The sequence below is a fragment of the Kribbella turkmenica genome (genome assembly GCF_004348725.1).
GTDB classification, from domain to species: domain Bacteria; phylum Actinomycetota; class Actinomycetes; order Propionibacteriales; family Kribbellaceae; genus Kribbella; species Kribbella turkmenica.
In genome coordinates this window covers 16244-30881 of the sequence record NZ_SMKR01000088.1, presented here as the reverse complement: position 1 = coordinate 30881, position 14638 = coordinate 16244, and the positions used below count along the sequence as shown (strand labels likewise).

Genomic DNA, 14638 nt, shown 5'->3' with positions numbered 1-14638 from the left:
CAATTGTTCAACCGTCGGTCCGGCTGGCTGGGCGCGGACGGCATCTACTCCATTCCTCTCGACGGCCGGGACGGTGTGGCCACGGCGACGCCGTCGTCGCGGACCGCCTTCATCTTCAGTGACACCCGAGTGGGGACCACCAACCCGCTGGACCTCACCTACAACCAGGCAGGCTTCCTCAACAACTCCTCTGCCGTACTGACCGGCAAGCGGCCGATCCCGGACCGGGCCACCTTCATCACCCCGGCAAATGGTGCCTTTGGCAACGGTCTTTGGATGAACGACGGGATCGCAATCAACGACACCCTTTACGCGACCGGTTTCGCACCGGACTCCAACTGGAACGCGGCCCGGGTGGACCTGATCGAGGTTCCGGTCGTGAACGGCGTACCCGACTACGCCGCCGTCCGCAGGACCGAGGACGTCGGCCTCCTCATCCGCAACAGCGCCCACATCGTGATGTTCGGCGTCGGCATCACCGACAATTCAGCCGCCGACGGTTACGTCTACGTGTACGGCTACCGAAACACGCTCCTCGGCGGCCAGAAGGACCTCGTCGTCGCACGGGTGCCAAAGGCAGGCTTCGCGGACGTTCCGCGTCAGGGCATCGCATCCCCCTGGCGTTTCTGGAGTGGCACCGAGTGGAGCCCAGACATCGCCGTTAGCGAACACGACCCCGCGGTACTGCATTCCGACGTGTCGACCGAGCTCAGCGTCACTCCGCTGACGACCGGCCGTTACGCCGGAAAGTACCTACTCGTCTACACGGCCAACGTCATGTCAACCGCATTGCAATACGCCGTGGGCGACACCCCCGTCGGGCCGTTCTCCGCCGGCGTGCGCTTCTACAACTGCCCCGAACCCTACATCTACGGCGCCCAGACTGAGGGGATGACCTACTGCTACAACGCCAAGGCGCACCCGAGTTTGTCCGAGAAGGACAGGCTGCTGGTCAGCTACAACGTCAACCGGGTCGGTGGTGACCCGACCACGACCGAGATCTATCGGCCACGGTTCGTCTGGTTGGACCTGAACGAGCTCGCGCCCATTCCCGAAGCACCGCGGGCTACGGTCAACGTGGCGGCCGGTCGGCCGGTCTCCGCGAGCGCCGGAAAGGCCTCCGCCGCCATGGCGACCGACGGCAAGTGGGACGTGCCGGCGGACGGTTGGGTCGCCGAGGTTCACGGGAGTGCGTGGCTGTCCGTCGACCTTGGCAGCGTACAGACGATCTCCGGTTACCGGATCAAGCATGCCGGCTATGGCGGAAGTCCGTCGGGAACGGCGCTCAACACCCGCGATTTCGCCGTCGAGGTGTCCAATCTCTCCCGCGGTCCGTGGCGCCGGGTCGACCATGTCACCGGCAACACTGAGAACCTCACCGATGAGTTGCTGCCGACGCCGGTGCGCGCCCGTTACGTCCGGCTGCACGTTTTCAAGCCCACGCAGTCCACCGACAGCACCGCCCGCATCCTGGAGTTCGAGGTTCTCCAGAACGCCGAGGTAGGTCGGCAACCGAACCTGGCGTTGTACAGGCCGGTCACGGCGGACGCGGCGAACCACATGGCGTACCACGTCACGGACGGTCAGCTCGCCGATCCCGAGCTGGACGCCTGGGTGAACCCCTCCGGCCACAACACGATGTGGCTCGCCATCGACCTCGGTTCCAGCCGGTCGATCGGGCGCTACGTGGTCAAGCACGCTGAGGCGGCCGGCCTGGATGCCGACCTCAACACGCGCGGCTTCATCCTCCAGTCCAGTGACAACGACAAGCAGTGGACCAACCGGGACATCGTCGTGAGCAACGGATCGGCGGTCACGGACAGAACCATTGCCCCCTTCACCGCACGGTACGTGCGCCTCGTCATCACCCAACCGGTCGCTGACTCGGAAGCCGACAAGACCGCACGCATCTACGAACTTGAGATCTACCCACCAATCGTGGCTGATCCACAGTCCAGGCTCACTGGCGTACGTCCTCGTCCGGCACTGCGGTGATGAAGCGTTCCTATTCCTGAAGGGCAGCACCCTTTACGCCAACGGCAAGTGCACGCTGACGGCTGCGCGGTGGCCAAGGCGCCGATAGCCAGCGTCGAAGACATCTCACCATGGCGTTACTACAGGGCCGGGGGGCTAGTACATCGGGTCCTCGTGGACGACCAGCCGGGCGGGAACCTCCAGCCGCTGGGGTGGCCGCGTGGCATCAGCGAGCCGGTCGAAGAGCAGCTTCGCACCGGCCCGGCCCACGTCGTACGGATCGCTGTCGATCACGGACACACCAAAAGCGGCGGCGAGCTCGAACCGGTCGAAACTCACCACGTCGAGCCGCCGCCGCGCAAACGCCTTGGACTGCAGCAACCCGGTGCACAACCGGTTGTTGTCGACGAACACCGCGTCCGGTCGGGCTGTCTCCAGCAGGTCCTCCGCGGCCCGACAGGCGTCGGCCTCAGTGACCAGCTCGTCACGGACGAGATCCGGATCGACCCTGAGGCCGGCCGCCTCGAGGGCCGCGACGTACCCTGCCCACCGTTCCTCAGCGCCGCTGCCGCGGCGTGGGTGCCCGAGATACCCGATCCGCTGGTGCCCGCGCGCCAGCAAATGCTCCACACCCTCGCGCGTACTGGCCGCGTTCGTCGTGGTGACCGAATCCATCGACTCGCCGAGCCCGGGCGGAGGAGAATCGACGAACACGATTGCTGAGCCGAACGCCGCCTCATTCGCCAGATAGCCCAGGTCATCGCCGACCGGTGCGATGATCAGCCCGGCGACGCGGTGCGCGAAGAACGACCGAATCGCGCGATGCTCGAGCTCCGGGTCGTTCTGGGCGTCAGCGGTTAGAACCAGGTACCCGCGCTCGGTCGCCACCGAGTGGATCCCCCGAAGCATCGGCGCAAAGAACGGGTTTGTGCAGTCGCCCAACGTCACGCCAATCGTGGTCATGGCCTGGTTCTTGCGGCGCAAGCCGGCGGCGACATCATTCAGCTGAACGCCAAGCCTGTCCGCCTCCGCCACGATGCGCTGGCGGGTGGACTCACGAACCTTCGGATCACCCCGCAGCGCCCGCGATACGGTTTTGATGCTGACTCCCAGAGCAGACGCCACGTCCTCGAGCCGTGGTCGCCGCCGTGGTTCGGCCGGACCGGACGACTGTGCGCCGGCACGACCATGATCCGTGGTCAGCGCCGTTCCCTCGTCGATGTGCATGCACCAACTCTAATGTCAACGTTGACACCTACGTGATCCGAGTACGCACCACCCCAACCTAGACGACTCGACGACAAGTTCCGGCGAGCCGTCGCAGACCGGCTCAGTGAGCGCGACTGGTACTACCGGATGCCCATGCCCGGCCGGACGGGCACACTCCTTCGCCGAACCCGCGTGCTCGGCTGGGGGATCCTGACACCGGGCGGTCATACGCGAGTGAACGATGTACTGAGCTTCCGCCGATACTTCGCCACACTGGAGCCGGGGGAGATCCGGCAAGCTGAGCTGATGCGCCTCCTTCCCTGGGCGTTCGCCCTGGAATTGGACAACCGGTGGGAGCAGCTCGCTTCAAGCCAGGACGTCGTCGACGACGAGCCCGTTCCCTGGTGGAGTGTCACAGGCATGTTCCGGCTCGGCCCCTTCCGGCGAGGCCTTGCTGCCTTCGCCGACGATGCGACCCTCAGATCGATGCAGGACACGAAGTACTGGCACGGCGCCGACGGCACCGCCGATGACGTACCCCCGTTCGACTTCGGCTCGCACTTCAGCAGCGACGGCGACAGCAACCACTGAACCGACTACATCCCAGACCCTGTCGCAGACGAGTGCCCGGGGCGCGGCGGGAACGCAGTATGCGCAAGCCTGGGCCGCGGATTCAGCGGGCGCATCCCGGAGTCTCGGAACCGATAGAGCAAGTGGCCCCGTGACGTATCAAGGAACCGGGCTCGAACCCCTTGTGGCAGGCGGAGGCCCTGACCGATGACATGCCGCTTGAGACCGGCATGCGAATACTCGACATGGGATGTGGCACTGCCCCGCGCTCGATCTTGCTGGCCAACGAGTTCGGTGTTGAGGTACGGGCGACTGATCTGTGGATCAAGCCCGACGAACGTGCAACGGGTCGCCGAGGCTCACGTAGAGGACCGAGTTCACCCGATCCACGCCGAGGCCCACGCGCTGCCCTTCGCCGAGAACTTCTTCGACGCGCTCATCAGCATCGGCGCCTACCACTGCCTCGGGGTCGTTCGTCGGGTAGGTTTCCGGGGCGGAAGGTGCCCGGTAATCTCGCGATCTGCGGATCGATCGCCGACCACGGCGGTTCGTCTCGGATCGAGGTGTCGACGTTCCTGGGCAGGGTTGTCGGATTCTGGGTGGCGGGTTCGTGGATAGGGCAACCGGGCCGAACAAGGTCCCTGACTCAAGGAGATCCACGATGAACGACCAGGCCAGGCGAGTAACCCGACCATTCCGATTCGGCGTGGTTGCGCCGATCGGTTCTGACCTGCCGACGTGGCGGGACCGCGTGCGCCGCATCGCCGACAACGGCTACTCGACGTTGCTGATGCCCGACGTTCCTACGTGGCAGCCAGCAATCGGCCCTACGCTGGCGACCGCGGCCGCGCTCGCTGACCTGCGGATCGGCTCGTGGGTTTATGCCGCCGCGCTGCGCGAACCATGGAGTACGGCATGGGAGGCCCACTCACTGTCAGTACTCACGGACGGGCGCTTCGAAATGGGCATCGGCGCCGGCCGGCCCGGGATCGAAGTCGAGCTGGGGCTGCCTGCCGTCTCCCCAGCTGAGCGTCGTGCCAGGATGCGCGAGACCGTCGCCGCCCTGCGTCGGTTCGACGGCCCCGATCTACACACGCCGGTTGTCATGGCGGTCAGCGGACCGAAGTCGCAGGCGCTGGCGCTCGAAGTCGCTGACGCAGTCACCTTCGTACTCCCAGCGGAAGATGATCGGTTCGAAACCACGAACCGGGTACGCGACTTTCCTGGTGGCCGGGACATCGAGCTCGGCCAGCACGTCGCCGCTGTCGGTGACGGTGTCGCTCCGTTCATGGCGCCGCCGAACCTCGACACCGCGGCGCTTCGCGCGGCCGACTCGCTCGTCATCCTTCCGAGTGACCCCGCGGCAGCCGCCGAAGAAATCGAACGACGTCGCGAGGAGATCGGCTTCTCCTATTTCGTCATCGGCGCCGACTTCGCCGACACGCTCGCGCCGGTCGTGGCCAAGCTGGCCGGGCAGTAGGCCGCACACGCCTCGTCGGTCAACTGATGTGGAGTCGGTTTCTGTCGAGCGGCAGGGTGAGGCGCCCGTCCCGGTCTCCCCAGGGCGGGCGCCCCGAGCGTGGTCCTGGTGCGCAGTGGACGCTCTGAGTCAGCTTCGGTCGGTCCAGTTGGTTCCTCCGGGTCGATAGTCCGAATCGCACAGGGAACTGTCGCCGGGTTGCCAGGTGCACAGGTAGAGGTGGTTCCCGTCGGGGTCGGACAGCACCCAGGCCGACGGCGCGCCCTGATCGCTGACGAGTGCGCCGCCGGCGGCCAATGCCGCGTCGATCCTTGGCCGCACCTGAGCCGGGTCGACCCAAAGGTGCGGATGCCAGACTCGCTGCGTCGATCGAGCGTCTGTGGTCTGGAACCAGATCATGGGCAGTCCTGCACGGGGGTCACCGACATCGCCCCAGTCCTCGGTGCCGATGACGTGCTCAGAGTCCAACACAGCGGCCCAGAACGGCGCGATCTTGTCGTACGCCGGCGTGTCCAGGCCGAGTTCGATTCGGGTGAGGCTGCCGCATTCGAGCTCAGCACCAGCGGCAGCGACGATGTCACTGACCTGACGAGCCAACATCACGTCGGTTTCGGTTACGCCGCCGCTGTCACGGCTGGCCAGCCGGACATCGACCTGAAAGGGCCGCAGGTCAAGCTCTGCATGATGACCGAGGGCCTCGGCAGCCTGCCCGATCGACTCGACGAGCCGCAGCCCGTGGGTGAAGCTCTCGGTGTGGATTCGTGTTTCCAGGCCGCCCTGCCCGAACGACAGCAGCAGGGTCCAGCCGTCGAGTTCTGCTGCAGCGATCTCCTGCCCGGTCAGCACTTGCGTGGTCATAGGTGGTTTCCCTCTCCCGCCGTGATGTCCAGGCCGGATCGCTCGGACATGTGTGAGACCGTACGAAACAAAACCGGCCACCTGTCTGTCCTGTTTCTCTGCTAGTTTGCCTTCATGCGCGCCGAGCGTCTGGTGGCCATTGCGCTGCTGCTGCAAGCGCACAGAAAACTGACCGCGCCCGAGCTGGCGCGGCGCCTCGATGTCTCCGAGCGGACGATCCGCCGTGATCTGGACGCGTTGTTGCTCTCCGGCCTGCCGCTGTATTCCGAACGCGGTCGCGGTGGTGGGTGGGCGTTGCTCGACGGTCCTGCGATCAACCTCTCGGCGCTGACCACGCAGGAGGCGCAAGCATTGTTCCTGGTTACCGGGCCGGAGCTGCTGGCCGGCCTCGGGCTGGAACAGGGGGTCACCTCGGCAGTCCGCAAGCTGCTCGCCGCCCTTCCGGCGAACACTCGCGAGCAGGCGGACCGGACTCGGCAGGCCATTCACATCGACCCCACTCGGTGGGGCCGATCCGCACAACCTGCGCCAGCCACGCTGGTGCCGTTGCGGGACGCCGTTATCGCCGGAGTCCAGGTAGACCTCGCCTACGCCCCACCAGGAGCCGATGCTTCGGTGCATCGCATCCATCCGTACGGATTGGTGTCCAAGAGCGGCATTTGGTACCTCGTTGCCGGTGCAGACGCGGGCCTGCGTACGTTTCGCGTTTCTTGGACCATCAGTGCCGACGCCACGACCGAATCCGTCGAGCGGCCCGACGACTTCGACCTTGTCCGGGCATGGGAGGACGTCAATCGCCGCCAGGTGCCCTGCTCGCGCAACCGGGTCGACGTAGTGTTCCAGGTTCGCCCGGAGGATCTCGGCCGAGTCACCTTGGCGCTTTCTGAGGACACCCAGCTCCGGCCGATCGACAGCGACACCCGAACGGCACGCCGGTTCACCGCGACCTTCAGCTCGGTGCACGAGGCGGCCTGTGAGTTGATCTACCTCGGTGAAGGCGTGCAAGTGCTCGAACCGGCGTCCGTACGCGCCGAGCTGGTGCGAATCGGGCACCGGCTGATCGCCGCACACACCCCGAAATGGTGAGGGCTTGCCGGCAACTGCGCAGCGCCCCGGTCGGCCATCACATCCGGGCCGCGAGCAGCAACTCCTCGAACTGCGCGCCTGCTCGAGGAACGCGACGACGAGCTGGCCGCGGCCCGAGCCGCCAACCGCGTACAGCCGGGCAGACGGCAGCGACATCGCCGACGCCTGGCAGACGATGGACGACGCCCTCGAACGCCGTGGTCTCGAGTCCTACGGCGTTCACCACCAACTCCCGACTCCGAGGATTCACAGCATGCGGCAGTCGTCGTACACCAGGTTCGCGGGACCATCAGACGACGTTCACGGTCAGCCAGGCTGCGTTGGGAGGTCCTCCGGCCGCAGGTCCGCTCGGATCCGGACGAACCGCATCCCGTGACGTACCTGGCCGGCCTGCGTGGCGGCGTCCGCGGTGACCTCAGCGACGACAGTCGGTTGCACCTTCGTCAGTGGCTTCTTCGTGTCTCGGCCGCCCCAGCGTTGTGAGCTGACCTCGTCCGGCCACGGATGCTTTGAGCCGGCCGGCGTCAGTACGGCGGCGAGCTGAGCCGACTGTGCGGGTTTGAGCGGGACGGTGCGACCGATGATGGCCAGCTCACCGTCGGCGTCGTAGAGGCCGGCGATGACGACCTCGGGTCGGGTGATCGGCCCGAGGACACCGCCGACAACGACTTCTCGGGTTTCGCGGTGCTTGACCTTGACCCAGGCGTCCCTGCGGCCGGGGGTGTATCGAGTCGAGGCCCCTTTGACGACGAGCCCTTCGACTCCCATCGCGGCGGGCAGCACCTCGAACCATTCCCGGGCCTCGTCGACGTCATCGGTGACGGGGGTGATCTGCAGCGCGGGCGTCCAGCCTGCGGCCAGCTGCTCAAGGCGCTTGCGGCGCGCGGCCCACCGCTGTGTACGCAGATCGATCCCACCTATCGCGAGCAGGTCGAAGGCAGCGTAGGCAGCGGGCAGTTCGGCGGCCTTGGCGCGGGCCTTGGCGGGGCTGGTGACCAGGCGCTGCTGAAGCGCGTCGAAGCTGAGGCGGCCGTCGGCGCCGAGGATGACGAGTTCGCCGTCCAGAACTATGCCCTCAGGCAGTTGGGCCTCGGCGGCCGCGACGATATCGGGAAACCGGTCACTGATGTCGTTGCGGTTGCGGGTCCACAGCCGCGCCTGGCTCCCGCGGACCACCGCGACCCGGTAGCCGTCCCACTTCACCTCATAGCGGGAACCGCCCGGCAGCGCGTCTGGCCCGGGGATCTGGTCTACCGACCTCGCCAGCGCGACCTCGACCGGACCGGCCAGATCCGGCGGTATCCGCGCCGCCGGTTCAGTGCGCCGCCGGGCCGCCGCCATCACCGCTCCCCCGCCGGCGGCGACGACCGTACGGCGGCCACACCAGCACCCACTTCACCGTGAGCCTCGAATCGTGCTGAGGGCAGAACCGGTGCTGCGCCGGGACGTTCGTCCCTTTGCGCTTCCGCACCGTCAGACGGCGGCCGTGGCACCTGCATGCGCCCGAGACTCAGCTCATGTCGCCGTACGGCGATCGGTTCGGCGGCGACAGCGAGATGCCCTCGGTCTGCGCCTTGGACCGGATCGCGTCCTCGGACCGGCCCAGCCGCACACTCATCACACCCACCGGAGTGTTGCCCTCGGCCAAGTCCCGCAGTTGCTGGACCTCGTCCTCGGTCCAGTCCTGCCCACTGTTGCGGCTCGACGTCGTCTCCGACATCACGCGCTCCTTCCATCGATCTGGTCGTTGCCTTCAGCACCGGTACCCACGATCAATCAGCCGCGCACTGCGCGGTACCGATCGGCCGCGCGGGGTGGTCGTGGGCAGCCTGGGGTGCGGTCGTTACGCGTCAACCGCCAGCCGGGCGGATCTGCGCGAACACTCCGACGTCGACGAGGACAACGCCGCCGAGAGGACAGATTCAACGTGTCCCGCAGTGGGAACGGCTATCGGGCAGGGCCGGGGCCAGTCCATGCTCATCGTGCAGACTGGTGCCTCGTGGCCGGGGCAGGTACGTCACCGGCTTGGACCGGCGCCGCCATCACGAGAGACAGACCGCTCACCGGTCATCCCCGGTCTCGTGCTTCACCTTGGGCGATGCATGCTCGTGGCGGTCCCGTACGGCGCGCTCTTCGGATGCCGATCCACGATGATCCGGGGACCGGAGGTTCCGACTGCTGCACGATCCGGTGACTACGCCGTGAGGCGATCCGCTTCGGCCAGCAGCAGATCGCCGAAGGGCTGAAAGCCGATACTGCAGGCGTAGACGCCGCTGACGACTCGGTGGATGGTTCCCCATTCCCAGATGGCGGTGGCATCCACGCCCGTGCGGGCAGCCAACTCCTCAGTCCGCGCCCAGAGGTCATCGCCGAGGTCCGGATTGCACCGCACGATGGTGCCGAGATCGCACGCCGGTTCGGCCCGCAGCCCGGCTGGATCGATGAGCTTGTAGCTGCCGTCACTCGCCTGCAGGGCGTTCATCTCGTGAATATCACCGTGGACCAGAACCGCGGACCGATCGTCGTGGGCACCGCGGCGACGATTCATGCACTCCAGCGCGTCCGCCACAGTGGCCGGCGAACACGGTCGCCCCGCCTGCTCCCACAGTTTCGGCAGCCGATCGGCGTACTGCTCAGCCAACCTCGCGCCGGTTGGGAGGTCGACGTCGGGACCGACCGGACGCCACAGACGGACCGCCGCTTCGCACAGCAGGTTGTGGCGGCTTGCAGCGTCGGCCACGAGGTCGTACATCGGAGCCCCGAGGCGCTCCAGCAGAAGGGCTTGCCGACCCACGTCTTCGCCCAACAGCTTGGCGCATCCCCCTCCGTTCGCCAGGCGCAACACCATGGCCTCCTGCCCGACGTCCCGGCCTGGCACACCGATCTTGAGGACCGCCGGAGTTCCGTCGACCAGCGTCACCTCGACGACCAGGGCGGCGTGACCGCCCGCGCAGCTGGACCCGATCGCCAGAGACCACTCCTGGGCCAGCGAGTCGACCACGCCTGGCAGCTCGTCCAGCCAGGATTCGTACCCGTCGGCGATGACCGTCCTGCGGACCTGGTCAGGAATGTCGAGGCTCACACCGCCAGGCTAAAGCGATTGAAGCGCGCTGGAAGCCGGTTCACCGCGCCGTTCGAGCCGATCAGCGATCCGGCGCCCAGGCACCACGCGTGCTGTGCCGAGTTACTGATGTGCGTAGGGGTCGGCTATCTCGCGGAGCATGATCAGCGTTTCGCGGAGCCGTTTCATCCGTCGCGGCCCGAGATGCGCCTCCCAATCAGCGGTGACTTCGGCCACTGCTGCGTCGGCCACCGGAATGGCCTCCTTGGCGCGTTCGGTCAGGCAGACGAGCCGGGCGCGCCCGTCGGTCGGATCCGGTGTGCGCACCACCCATCCGCCCTTCTCGAGCTGGCCGACGAGGAAGCCGGCGGTCTGTTTGGTGACCTGTGCCTGTTCGGCCAGATCGGTGAGACGCGTGCCGTCGGGTCCGATTCGCTGCATGATCTTCATCTGTGCCGCTGTGAAGTCGTCGTAGCCTGCGCGAGCGAGCGCCGCGAAGACGCGGGTTTCCAGGGATCGGTACGGAAGGAACAGCAGCAGTCCGATGTTCATGCCGTCATCGTGTGATTCCTCCACCAGGGCTCCCTCGGCCTAGTCGGCGTTCCCCACTACATTAGTCAGTGTCTCTGACTAATGTACCAAGCCCGCGTGGCTTTGACCTCCGGTTCGGGAACCCCTCGGCCTCGGTCTGGACCATCTTGACAATAGTCAGTGTCACTGACCACAATAGTCAGCGTCTTTGACCAATTGGGCGAGCGAAGAGATTTCGCTTCCCACCGACCGCCAGCCCGGCTTCCTGGCTCGAACGCCCCCTCCCGAGCAAGCTCGACTTCGCCTGAGGGAGGCACCCATGGACCGCGAACGCAGCTGGCAGGTGATCGAGGAGCAACGCAACAGCCTGGCCGACCTGCTGGAGACGCTCACCGACGCCGAATGCGAGCTGCCCTCCCTCTGCGACGGCTGGCGCATCAAGGACGTCGCCGCCCACGTCGCCCTGGCTCCCCAGCCTCCGAACGCCTGGACCATGCTCATCGAGGCCGCTCGCGCCGGCGGACGATTCCACAAGCTCAACCACGACATCGCGGTGCGCTACGCCGACCAACCCGTCGACGTCCTCGTGGCCAACCTCCGCGAGCACGCGACATCCCGTCGGCTGCCGAGGGTGACCAACTACCGCAACATCCTGTTCGACATCCTGGTCCACAGCCAAGACATCGCAATCCCGTTAGGACGCCACCACCAGATGCCCCGGGACGCCGCCGAGGCAGGCGCGAACCGGGTCTGGTCGATGGGCTGGCCCTTCTGGGCCAAGCACCGCCTCCGCGGCTTCCGCCTCACCGCGACCGACACCGACTGGACAGTGGGCTCCGGCGCCGACGTCCAAGGCCCCATCGACGCCCTTCTGCTCCTGCTCACCGGGCGCACCGCTGTGCTGCCGCGACTGAGCGGCGACGGGGTTCCGGCGCTCACACAACGCACGGCACAAACCACCGGGCAACACGGCGATCCCTCCGACAACTAGACAGTCCCCGGCGCCGGGTCGTCACCCAAGTCGCCCGGTTCCGCGGCCGACGTCAAGGAGACACGAGATGAGCCACCAACCATCCACGGCGTTGTCCATCGGCACCATCATCCTGGCCCTGCAGCTGGCCGGGTGCTCCACGTCATCGGAAACCAGCGGCGACGAACGTGCGGCTGAGGTCTCGTCGCAGCCGACACAGTCGACACAAACCTCGACAAGCACCCAGAAATCGGTCGACGTCGGTGGGCACGAACTCTTCCTGCGCTGCGAGGGAAGAGGCTCCCCCACGATCGTCTTCCTCCATGGCCTCTGGCAGGCGGCCGACGTGGGCTCGATGCCAGAGGCACACTTTCTAGCGCTCGGCGAATCCTTCACGTCACGAACGCGCTGGTGCCTCTACCATCGAGCGAACGTGGGCAAGAGCGCGCGCCTCGACGGACACCTGACCGCGGCGGACAGCGTCCGTGACCTGCACGCGCTGCTCGGCGTCGCAGGCATCGACGGTCCGCACCTGCTCGTCGGTGGCTCGTTCGGCGGCCTCATCGCGACCATGTATGCCGCGACGTATCCCACCGATGTGGCCGGGTTGGTTCTGCTGGATGCGACGCTTCCGACCGACGGGGAAGTCGATCAGCTGATTCCCCAACCGGACCGCGCGCAAGTGATGGCGCAGCAGGACCAGAACGCCGAGCGGATCCGGGTGTACACCTCACTCGACCAAGCCGAGGCCCTACTTCCCCGGCTTCCCGACATACCCATGGTCTACCTCGCGGCAACACAGCCGCTCGAGTTCCCGGCGCACTGGCCGGCGGCGAAGATGCGGGCGCTCATCCGCCGGAACATTGACCAGTTCGCGAGCCGCTTCCCTCGAGGCCGACTGGTCCCGGTCGACTCCGGCCATGCCATCCCTGACGCGGCGGCCGCCGCCGAGATCACCCGCATCCTCGATCAGCTGCCGACAGGCTGACCGATCCCGGCGATTCCCCGGGCGGCTCGCGCGAGGCGAACCCTCGGTTCACGTCCCTCACGCCACGTCACCTCGAAACCGCTGCACCATCACAGCAACACGACTCAGGAACAGCCGAACTGCCGTGGCCCGGTTACGCCTGCTCGGCGGAGCGGGTCGGTTCCTGGACCGCGCTTCGGCCGGCTCTCGCGTGCAGGCCGGTGATGCGTGGTTCGTGCCGAGGTCCGACCGTCCGAGACAGCCCTCATCGTGCCGGTGCAGCCACGCCCCACAAGGCGGCGACGTGCCGGCTGTCAGTGCCGCAACACCCTCCGATGACGGCGAGGCTTCCAGCTTGTCCGAGCACGCGGTTCGTTGAGGCCACCAGGAGATCGATATCGCCGGAGTCCAGAACCTCCATGGCGTCGAGCTCCTGGTGCGACATCGTCGACGCATTCGGCCGCAGGAACAGCAGTCGCTCGGTCCACGGTTCGCCGTCCAGGGCAGGCAGCACATGGGTGGGGTGGGCGCAGTTCACGCCGTACCAGTCGGCCGGTGCGGTACGTTCCATCGCTGTGATCGCTTCGGACAAGAGGTTTCCACTCGGGAGCCGACCGTCCGTCTCGACCGTGAACGACACCGCGACCGGTACGCGGGCATTCCGAGCGGCCCGGACCACGCCGATCGCCTCGGCCGGCTCGGTCATGGTCATGGCGTGCACCAGATCGACGCCGGCATCGACGAGAGAGCGAACTTGCAGGTCGTGGTACTCCGCAGCTGCGTCGGCGTTCGTGTCGCCGGCAACGTAGCCGTCACCCCGCGGTCCGACGACCCCGCTAAGCCTTACCTCATCCAGGCCCGAGTCCGCTGCGCTGGCGCGGACGAGGTCGACCGCGGCCCGGTTGGCCCGGTCGAGCGCAGCCGCGTTGTACCCGAGCGCCTGGGCCCAGTCCGGGTTGGCTCGCCAAGTTGGCGTCTCCAGTAACAGTCCGACATCGGCCGCGCCGGCAATCGCGGCGTACTCGGCGTAGTAGCGACGCAGCGCAGTCCGGCCGAGGGTGTCGTCGAGGAGCGGGAAGGAAGCGAACTCGGGCAGGTCGATGCCGTGATTGAACAGCAGGTCGGTCTCGAGGCCTCCATCGGTCACCCAGCGGGTGCCGTCGAGAACGTCGGAGTAGGTCATCGCACGCTCCTTGAACAGACTGAATGGTCTGTCTGTATCAGACTACTCAGTCTGAAACAATGGTCGACATGCCACGAAACGGAAGCCACACCCGCGCCCGTTTGTTGGACGCCGCTGAGCTCCTGGTCGAGCGCAACGGGTTCGCGGCCACCTCCGTAGACGCAATCCTCGAGGAGGCCGGAAGCTCGAAGGGAGCGTTCTTCCACCACTTCAGCTCCAAGCGCGAGCTCACCCAAGCCTTGGTCGCCCGGTACGTCGACACGGACCTCGGCATGCTCCAACAAGGCCTCGACGCCGCGGCGGATGTCGACGACCCGGCCGAGAAGGTGCTCGCGTTTCTGTCCTTCTACGAGAAATGGGCCGACGAGTTGGTCACCGCCGACTCAGCCTGCCTGTACATCGCCTTGGTTACCGAGCAGAACCTGCTCGACGAGGTGAGCAGCGCCGAGATCCGGCGGGCCGTTGCCGGTTGGCGCGAGGGCTTTGCAGCGCTGCTGCGGCCGGCCCTCGAGCGCTGCGGGGTCGGTTCTGCGGAGATCGACGTGGAAGAACTGGCCGACCACCTGTTCGCCACGTTCGAGGGTGGATACATGCTGTGCCGGGCGCTCGGGTCGCCCGACCCGATGCGAGTGCAGTTGCGGGTGTACCGCCAACTCGTGGACCGTCTCATACAGGGACGGCCGACTCCGTAGGCACCGTCTGCCCCTGCTCGGAATCCACTAGTGCTCCGTCGGCAAACACGCTCCCAG

At 66.8% G+C, this 14638-nt stretch carries 15 protein-coding genes; 7 read left to right on the top strand and 8 right to left on the bottom strand.

The features are described from left to right. Nucleotides 1-354 precede the first annotated feature (354 nt). A complete protein-coding gene (locus tag E1218_RS20460; RefSeq protein ID WP_165949351.1) occupies nucleotides 355-1995 on the top strand; it encodes a galactose-binding domain-containing protein in 1641 nt (546 codons plus the stop codon). A 135-nt stretch (nucleotides 1996-2130) separates the two neighbouring features. Here the strand turns inward: E1218_RS20460 and E1218_RS20455 are convergent, their stop codons facing one another. Further along, the gene (locus E1218_RS20455) at nucleotides 2131-3201 is read right to left on the bottom strand and encodes a LacI family DNA-binding transcriptional regulator (RefSeq protein ID WP_132322512.1); all 1071 of its coding nucleotides are present in this window, start codon (nucleotides 3199-3201) and stop codon (nucleotides 2131-2133) included. Nucleotides 3202-3417: 216 nt separating this feature from the next. On the opposite strand from E1218_RS20455, the gene E1218_RS20450 reads away from it, so the two are divergent. Together E1218_RS20450 and E1218_RS20440 are read left to right on the top strand one after the other, a co-directional pair. Further along, complete coding sequence (locus tag E1218_RS20450) at nucleotides 3418-3774, top strand: hypothetical protein (RefSeq protein ID WP_132322510.1); 357 nt, start codon at nucleotides 3418-3420, stop codon at nucleotides 3772-3774. A 640-nt stretch (nucleotides 3775-4414) separates the two neighbouring features. Beyond that, a complete protein-coding gene (locus E1218_RS20440) occupies nucleotides 4415-5233 on the top strand; it encodes an LLM class flavin-dependent oxidoreductase (RefSeq protein ID WP_132322509.1) in 819 nt (272 codons plus the stop codon). 129 nt (nucleotides 5234-5362) lie between these two features. Here the strand turns inward: E1218_RS20440 and E1218_RS20435 are convergent, their stop codons facing one another. Continuing rightward, on the bottom strand, nucleotides 5363-6091 hold the full coding sequence (locus tag E1218_RS20435) for a 4a-hydroxytetrahydrobiopterin dehydratase (RefSeq protein WP_132322508.1): 729 nt from the start codon (nucleotides 6089-6091) through the stop codon (nucleotides 5363-5365). Between the two features lie 114 nt (nucleotides 6092-6205). Here E1218_RS20435 and E1218_RS20430 point away from each other — a divergent pair, with 114 nt between their 5' ends. Next, complete coding sequence (locus tag E1218_RS20430; protein ID WP_132322507.1) at nucleotides 6206-7177, top strand: helix-turn-helix transcriptional regulator; 972 nt, start codon at nucleotides 6206-6208, stop codon at nucleotides 7175-7177. Between the two features lie 37 nt (nucleotides 7178-7214). On the opposite strand, the gene E1218_RS20425 is transcribed toward E1218_RS20430, so the two are convergent. The 5 genes from E1218_RS20425 to E1218_RS20405 all read right to left on the bottom strand — a co-directional run bounded on the left by E1218_RS20425 (nucleotide 7215) and on the right by E1218_RS20405 (nucleotide 10790). Further along, nucleotides 7215-7400, bottom strand: a complete 186-nt coding sequence (locus E1218_RS20425) for a hypothetical protein (RefSeq protein ID WP_132322506.1) — start codon at nucleotides 7398-7400, stop codon at nucleotides 7215-7217. Nucleotides 7401-7483: 83 nt separating this feature from the next. Beyond that, nucleotides 7484-8518 (bottom strand): ATP-dependent DNA ligase, encoded by a 1035-nt coding sequence (locus E1218_RS20420; protein WP_132322505.1) that lies wholly within the window; start codon nucleotides 8516-8518, stop codon nucleotides 7484-7486. Nucleotides 8519-8687: 169 nt separating this feature from the next. After that, complete coding sequence (locus tag E1218_RS20415; RefSeq protein ID WP_132322504.1) at nucleotides 8688-8897, bottom strand: hypothetical protein; 210 nt, start codon at nucleotides 8895-8897, stop codon at nucleotides 8688-8690. A gap of 474 nt (nucleotides 8898-9371) precedes the next feature. After that, entirely contained in the window at nucleotides 9372-10259 is an 888-nt protein-coding gene (locus E1218_RS20410; RefSeq protein WP_132322503.1) for an aminoglycoside phosphotransferase family protein, read from the bottom strand. A gap of 102 nt (nucleotides 10260-10361) precedes the next feature. Continuing rightward, the gene (locus E1218_RS20405; protein ID WP_132322502.1) at nucleotides 10362-10790 is read right to left on the bottom strand and encodes a MarR family winged helix-turn-helix transcriptional regulator; all 429 of its coding nucleotides are present in this window, start codon (nucleotides 10788-10790) and stop codon (nucleotides 10362-10364) included. Between the two features lie 298 nt (nucleotides 10791-11088). Between E1218_RS20405 and E1218_RS20400 the strand changes: the two genes are divergently transcribed. Continuing rightward, on the top strand, nucleotides 11089-11760 hold the full coding sequence (locus E1218_RS20400; RefSeq protein WP_132322501.1) for a maleylpyruvate isomerase family mycothiol-dependent enzyme: 672 nt from the start codon (nucleotides 11089-11091) through the stop codon (nucleotides 11758-11760). 67 nt (nucleotides 11761-11827) lie between these two features. Then, nucleotides 11828-12727 carry an alpha/beta fold hydrolase gene (locus E1218_RS20395; protein WP_132322500.1) on the top strand — a complete coding sequence of 300 codons (900 nt, stop codon included), beginning with the start codon at nucleotides 11828-11830 and terminating at the stop codon, nucleotides 12725-12727. A gap of 244 nt (nucleotides 12728-12971) precedes the next feature. Here E1218_RS20395 and E1218_RS20390 read toward each other — a convergent pair whose 3' ends face one another. After that, a complete protein-coding gene (locus E1218_RS20390) occupies nucleotides 12972-13889 on the bottom strand; it encodes a homocysteine S-methyltransferase family protein (protein WP_132322498.1) in 918 nt (305 codons plus the stop codon). Nucleotides 13890-13957: 68 nt separating this feature from the next. On the opposite strand from E1218_RS20390, the gene E1218_RS20385 reads away from it, so the two are divergent. After that, nucleotides 13958-14581 carry a TetR/AcrR family transcriptional regulator gene (locus E1218_RS20385; protein WP_165949350.1) on the top strand — a complete coding sequence of 208 codons (624 nt, stop codon included), beginning with the start codon at nucleotides 13958-13960 and terminating at the stop codon, nucleotides 14579-14581. The last annotated feature ends 57 nt before the right edge of the window (nucleotides 14582-14638 follow it).

Bases quoted from the DNA above. Each gene is read 5' to 3' on its own strand.
- E1218_RS20435 (WP_132322508.1), bottom strand. From the start codon at position 6,091: ATGACCACGCAAGTGCTGACCGGGCAGGAGATCGCTGCAGCAGAACTC.
- E1218_RS20440 (WP_132322509.1), top strand. From the start codon at position 4,415: ATGAACGACCAGGCCAGGCGAGTAACCCGACCATTCCGATTCGGCGTG.
- E1218_RS20415 (WP_132322504.1), bottom strand. From the start codon at position 8,897: ATGTCGGAGACGACGTCGAGCCGCAACAGTGGGCAGGACTGGACCGAG.
- E1218_RS20395 (WP_132322500.1), top strand. From the start codon at position 11,828: ATGAGCCACCAACCATCCACGGCGTTGTCCATCGGCACCATCATCCTG.
- E1218_RS20385 (WP_165949350.1), top strand. From the start codon at position 13,958: ATGCCACGAAACGGAAGCCACACCCGCGCCCGTTTGTTGGACGCCGCT.
- E1218_RS20455 (WP_132322512.1), bottom strand. From the start codon at position 3,201: ATGCACATCGACGAGGGAACGGCGCTGACCACGGATCATGGTCGTGCC.
- E1218_RS20390 (WP_132322498.1), bottom strand. From the start codon at position 13,889: ATGACCTACTCCGACGTTCTCGACGGCACCCGCTGGGTGACCGATGGA.
- E1218_RS20405 (WP_132322502.1), bottom strand. From the start codon at position 10,790: ATGAACATCGGACTGCTGCTGTTCCTTCCGTACCGATCCCTGGAAACC.
- E1218_RS20400 (WP_132322501.1), top strand. From the start codon at position 11,089: ATGGACCGCGAACGCAGCTGGCAGGTGATCGAGGAGCAACGCAACAGC.
- E1218_RS20420 (WP_132322505.1), bottom strand. From the start codon at position 8,518: ATGGCGGCGGCCCGGCGGCGCACTGAACCGGCGGCGCGGATACCGCCG.
- E1218_RS20430 (WP_132322507.1), top strand. From the start codon at position 6,206: ATGCGCGCCGAGCGTCTGGTGGCCATTGCGCTGCTGCTGCAAGCGCAC.